This is a genomic window from Bradyrhizobium sp. UFLA05-112 (genome assembly GCF_053572325.1).
On record NZ_JBANBK010000194.1, the window covers coordinates 1 to 1,815 of the forward strand.

Annotated in this window: 1 protein-coding gene; it reads right to left on the reverse strand. The window is 56.1% G+C overall.

Features of this window, described 5'->3' with window-relative positions; genetic code table 11:
- Positions 1–115: 115 nt before the first annotated feature.
- Positions 116–1,501 carry a helix-hairpin-helix domain-containing protein gene (locus tag SO180_RS42305; RefSeq protein ID WP_449384694.1) on the reverse strand — a complete coding sequence of 462 codons (1,386 nt, stop codon included), beginning with the start codon at positions 1,499–1,501 and terminating at the stop codon, positions 116–118.
- Positions 1,502–1,815 lie beyond the last annotated feature (314 nt).

The following is a 1,815-nucleotide window of genomic DNA, read 5'->3' on the forward strand; positions in this document are numbered from 1 at the left end:
CCACCGACCTGATTCGGTGACGCTGCCCCAGTCATCGGCGCGGAATCCTCCGGTAACATTCTCGATGAGGCAATGCGGGGGTCAATTTTGGACGCCGATCCCCCGGCTTAGGGGGTCAATATTGCAGGCCGAATGACACCTCAAAGTTGGTCTTTGGTGCTTCCTGCGGCTGACGATCAACTCGTGGTGGCGCCTGTGGAGTCGAGTCCCAAAGCTGCGGCGGTACTGCAGCTTGCGTAGGCATTTTGCTTGGGACACTCAAAGTTGGCGGACTACTGCCCGATGATTTCGAAATATTCGGAACCGCTGAGGGCACGCTAGTCGCAGATCGGGAAGATGGGGGAGTTGGCGGCACAGAGGCGGCAGTTGGGCCACTGGTATTCACACCTGCAACGATGAATGCGGCGAAGCAAATTACACCAAAGACCCAACGTCGAGCGGAAACATCACCAAATACTCGTACCTTCTCGTCTGCTTCGGCTTGCTTGAATTCGACCCATACTGCTCGAGCTCGATTGGTAAGATCGTTGCGAGAACGCCCAATCTCGGCTGCTGCTGTCCTGATAGCGATTAGATCAGCCTTTAACGCGGCTTCTAGATTAATGCGCCTTTGGGCGACGTCCGACTTTACCTGAGCAATGTCGCTCGGGTTGATAGGCTGGCTCGGATTAAATACGAAACGCCGCTCAAGATCCGATCGCCATGACAACAGAAGGCTAGCAGTTGCTGGACCGAACCCTGGAATACTCTCGATCCGCTGCCGGGAGATATCCGCAGCAGTATCGATCCCGTGAGAGCGTAACGTCGACTTCCTTGCACTACCTACGCTCTTAATTTTTGCGTTCACAAGACTATAGCGTTCGAGAAAGTACCGAAGCTGTATCTCGCGCTGTCTACGGGACAACTCCGAAAGGCGTCGCGCTTCTTCGTTCGGAAGCTCGTTGTATTCGCGAATCTTTAGCTCGGACTGGCGTCTTGCTTCGTTGAAGCGCGACGCATCTCCCTCGGTCCTGTAACGTTGATCTATCTGATCCCACGCTTGCTTGAGCTGATGCGAGCGCGGCCCCTTGGCGTGCAACTGCTTGGGGTTTCTAAGTGCGAAATATCCCGACGCCGCGAGAGCCCCTAGGCTTATCAAGGGAGGAAGATATCCCAGTCTCAAGAGCACGGCCGAGACAGCGCCGCCAATTGTTGCGAGGACGAATTGTCCCGAAGAGCTATCGAGCACGCCCCTATTTTGGACGCTAGGCGTACTCTGAACGGCCGGCATCGCTGAATGCAGTGACGGCGCCGTTCCCGGATCGGTCACGCCACGGATCGCAGCGATGAGCTGACCGAGATCAAGCGGTGTGGCCGTATTGATGTTGAGCGGGGACGGAAATGCGATAAAGCCAGGGATGGCTTTCTCGAGTGCGCACCATGGGCAATTTGGTGCAGACGAGAAATGGAAGTGGGCCGCCGACACACTGCATTTGATCAGCTGAGTCTCAGCTCGCTGCAAGAGGGATATCCAGTCGCCCGCCTTTGGCCTGGCACCGTTTGTCCCGCTTGGACCAAAGCATGCTTCAAAAGCGACCGCGAGCTCTTGTGGAATATAAGAAAGCGTCGGCGCGAACGGCGGAGGCTCGGTTTGAGTGCGAGACCTGTCCGACGAGTACGCAAATCGGCACTCAGCTATCGCTCGCTCTTCGGGCATGTCGCCGCGACCAAGATATCGACCGGCAAATGGATGGCGTCCTAGTCTTACTGTGTCATAAAATCATCCGCACGGTACGTCTTTGGATGAGAGCAGTACAGCACGGACATCGTCGCAGG